This is a genomic window from Vibrio sagamiensis NBRC 104589, assembly GCF_007990935.1.
In the GTDB taxonomy this organism is placed as follows: domain Bacteria; phylum Pseudomonadota; class Gammaproteobacteria; order Enterobacterales; family Vibrionaceae; genus Vibrio; species Vibrio sagamiensis.
In genome coordinates this window covers 1-3,995 of record NZ_BJXJ01000087.1, presented here as the reverse complement: position 1 = coordinate 3,995, position 3,995 = coordinate 1, and the positions used below count along the sequence as shown (strand labels likewise).

Genomic DNA, 3,995 nt, shown 5'->3' with positions numbered 1-3,995 from the left:
TGAGCAACGCGTTATGGCCAAGTCTGAATTCAAATGGTGACATTTCACCCCCGAACTGATCTTATGGTGTGTCCGCTGGTATGGCACTTCCGCAATGAGTTACGCAAACCTCAATGAACTCTTCAATATCTTTGGAATTTATGCATGAAAAGAGGTGTTCAGATAAGCACCTCAGAAACATATTTAATTTTTGCAACAAATACTCTCTAACTATATTTTCGAGAGAATTATATTGAGCAAATCCTAATGTAAAGCAGTAGTTATGACACAAAATTGACGCAAACTTTCATTATTAATATTATTATTATCAATAATAATATTAATTTAAGGTGTGGCAAATGTTTGTAAAACAAATAGTAATTTGTCTGTTCATTTCATGTATTACATATAACGCGATGGCGAGTAATGATTTTTATCTAGGAGTTAAAACTGGTTGGACACATTTCTCCAATGGTTGTGATTCACATCGTTTAGATTGTGATAAGAATGATATTGGAGCAGGCATCTATCTTGGATATAAAATCAATGATTGGTTAGCAGTTGAAGGCGGATATGATTATTTTGGGGATGCCAAAGCGGCCTACCCGAGCTTAGGAGACCCATCTATCAAAGCTCCTTATAGTGCAGAAGTACAGGGGATCGAGTTAGGTTTGGTATCTCAATACTCCTTAACAGAAAGGCTAAATATTCTAGGTAAAGTCGGAGCTCTTAGTTGGAAAGCTGATAAAACTGGAAAAGAGCTAGATTACACTGTTAATGAAGAAGACAAAGATATTTCACTCATGCTTGGCGTTGGTTTTGAATATCAATTATCCCACAACTGGGGAGCTAGACTTGAGTATCAGTGGTTCGACAACGTCGGTGGTAAAGACACTGGCGGGTCTGACATCAACTTTCTTACTTTTGGATTAAACTACACATTTGGCTCTAAAGAAGAGTTAGTATCAGAACCAGTAGAACCAATTTCAACCAAACTCATAGAACCTCAGGTGCTAACGTTCAACGAATTTAATGGTGAAGCGCTTTTTACATTGAACAGTTCAGATCTATCTGTAAATGCTCAATCCTACCTTCGAGATGTATTATTACGACTTCAAAAAAATGAGCAATCAGAGTTAATTATTATTGGTCATACCGATAGTTTAGGCTCGGAATCTTATAATCAGGAGCTCTCCACGAGAAGGGCTGAGAGTGTTGCTTATTACTTTCAGAGTCAAGGCATTTCCAAAAACCGAATTCAAGTGGAAGGAAAAGGAGAAACATCTCCAATCGCTGACAACAAAACGTCTGAAGGCCGTGCTATGAATCGTAGGGTAGAGGTAATCTCGCCATCTTTTTCTGTAGAGGTAGAAAATGAATAAACTTACTTTCTATATTTTCTCTTTAACGTTTTTATTCGGATGCGGTGGTGAAAATAGTGGCTTACCATCCCAAGATAACGGTGGGATATCGTACATAAAGCCAGAAGCTTTAAATGTGGCAATTAATGGTAAGGTTGCTGTTGGCCATAATATCACAGGCCAATATACTTTCTCTGATACTAACTCTCCAGTACGCGACGAGGCGACAAGTAAATATCGCTGGCTAGACGATAATGGTAATGAGTTAGGCTTAACGTTGTCATTAGATGTTGATGCACAACTTGAAAATAGCGAAATACAGTTTTGTGTTACGCCAGTAGCCGAAGGAACACAAAATACTATTGGTGACGAGGTTTGTAGCCCTAAAACTGAAATTCCACCTGTAGAAAAATTCATAATTCCTGAAGCCCAAAATGTTCTTATTTCTGGCTCCGTTGGTGTGGGACAAAATGTCGTAGGACAATATACTTTTGTTGACCCGAATACTCCAGCCCGTGCCGAAGGCGTAAGTACTTTTCGCTGGTTGGATGGTCTAGGAAACCAACTAAGCTCATCGACCTCCCTCTCAATTGATGCCACTTTAGATGGTAAAGAGATCCAATTTTGTGTAGTTCCTGTAGCAATAGGAACACAGAATACTATTGGTGATGAGGTTTGTAGCCCTAAAACTGAAATTCCACCTGTAGAAAAATTCATAATTCCTGAAGCCCTAAATGTTCTTATTTCTGGCTCCATTGGTGTGGGACAAAATGTCGTAGGACAATATACTTTTGTTGACCCGAATTCTCCAGCCCGTACCGAAGGCGTGAGTACTTTTCGGTGGTTGGATGGTCTAGGAAACCAACTAAGCTCATCGACCTCCCTCTCAATTGATACCAGTTTAGATGGTAAAGAGATACAATTTTGTGTGGTTCCTGTAGCAATAGGTACAGAAAATACCGTTGGTCATGAAGCATGTAGCCCTAAAGTGATTGTTGTTCAACAACCAATCATTACTAGCCTTTCTAAGTCGGATGAACTAGCAGCGAGTAACACAATTACATCAACTTCAGTATGTAATGATTGCGACGCGTCTAAGACTGTTTACAAATGGATCGTCGATACCAATAATAACGGAGTTTTTGGTGACTCAATCACGGTTGATGACCTTCTGGTCAAAGATCGTGAGATTGATGGTGATACGATCACCATTCTGGAGTCAGAAGTTGGAACTGAAATTCAACTTTCTGCACAGGCATTTTCAGCTAGCGGTCAAGCATTTAGTGATGTCGAATACAACATCTATAAACGTAGATTCATGGTTGATGCAGTTGGTACATATGGCGGATTTTGGGCCTTATTAAATACGGGAAAGCTAGTTCGACTTGGTTATTATGACGATTATAATCATGGCGATTTACTAGATATTAATGAGACATTCACCCAAATCGGTACGGCATGGGGGTGGTATAACTACGCAATCACAGAATCTGGGAAACTCATCTACTCTGGTCCATACATTAGTTCTTATGGTGTAACGGGAATTGACGCTGATGTAATTTCAGTCGTAGGAAATAAGGAGGCCGCTGCTGCTTTGAAATCTACGGGTGAAGTCATTGCGTTTGGCTCGAAGTATTATGGTGGTGTTATTCCTGATGCAGTAAAACCTGAATTATATGACATAACAAAGATTGTCGTTGCTGATGGCGGTGCTTTCACTGCTCTCAGAAAGGACGGCAAAGTGTTCTCATGGGAGGGTGAAAATACAGGTATTTTGGGTGGTATTAATGAGTCTGAAAACAATGATATCAAAGATATCTTCTCCAATAACGCTGCGTTTGCAGCCTTAAAAAATGATGGTTCTGTGGTGACTTGGGGCTACACTAAATTAGATTATCCATCAATAGGACCTGGAAAGACTGGTGCTGATTCATCCGGTGTTGATTTCACTGGTGGAGTAAAAACAATCGTTGCTAGCGGATTCGCGTTCGCTGCAATCAAAAATGATGACACTGTTGTGTCATGGGGTAACACAATTTTTGGAGGCGATAGCAGTTCAGTCGACTTTGATGGAGGTGTAACTGATGTCGTCGCGAGTCAAATATCTTTTGCCGCACTGAAAAAAAATGGAGATGTCGTAACATGGGGTAACGTCGCCAATCCTGCTGTACCTATCACCAACGCAAAAGCAATATATGTAACCAAGACTACTACGGACCAGGATTATTTTGCGTTTGGTAACTCATATGCAGCCTTACTTAATGACGGAACAGTTACCGCGTGGGGGGCAATAAAAGATGGTGGAGATATCACTCAAAGACCTAATAACACCCTTGTTAATGATAATATAACGGATATAAAATCAGGTTGGAAAACTTTCTTTGCACTCACGGATGAGGGGACAAAGGGCAGTTGGGGTGAGCAATCTTCAAATGTCTACAACGATGTAGAAAATACATTTGCATCCTTTTTTCAGTTTATGACCCAGTTAAAAGACAAAACCGTAATAGTTGAGGGTGGCAATTGGTGGCGTGACGCAGAAATACGGCAACTTGATCCAACTGACGTTTTACTACAAACATCCTTATGAGGCTGTGTACATGACAACCTTGCGATGGGCTCGTTGCAAAAATTGAAGATGTTTCTGAGGTATCC

The 3,995-nt window shown here is 40.1% G+C and carries 2 protein-coding genes; both read left to right on the top strand.

Translation table 11 applies throughout. The annotated features are described in order from the left end of the window. Nucleotides 1–338 precede the first annotated feature (338 nt). Nucleotides 339–1,361 (top strand): OmpA family protein, encoded by a 1,023-nt coding sequence (locus VSA01S_RS19330; protein WP_039983465.1) that lies wholly within the window; start codon nt 339–341, stop codon nt 1,359–1,361. After that, nucleotides 1,354–3,930 (top strand): RCC1 domain-containing protein, encoded by a 2,577-nt coding sequence (locus VSA01S_RS19325; protein WP_039983464.1) that lies wholly within the window; start codon nt 1,354–1,356, stop codon nt 3,928–3,930. The genes VSA01S_RS19330 and VSA01S_RS19325 overlap by 8 nt, the downstream gene beginning before the upstream one ends. The last annotated feature ends 65 nt before the right edge of the window (nt 3,931–3,995 follow it).

Coding starts and splice junctions, on each gene's coding strand:
- VSA01S_RS19330 (WP_039983465.1), top strand. CDS start 339: ATGTTTGTAAAACAAATAGTAATTTGTCTGTTCATTTCATGTATTACA.
- VSA01S_RS19325 (WP_039983464.1), top strand. CDS start 1,354: ATGAATAAACTTACTTTCTATATTTTCTCTTTAACGTTTTTATTCGGA.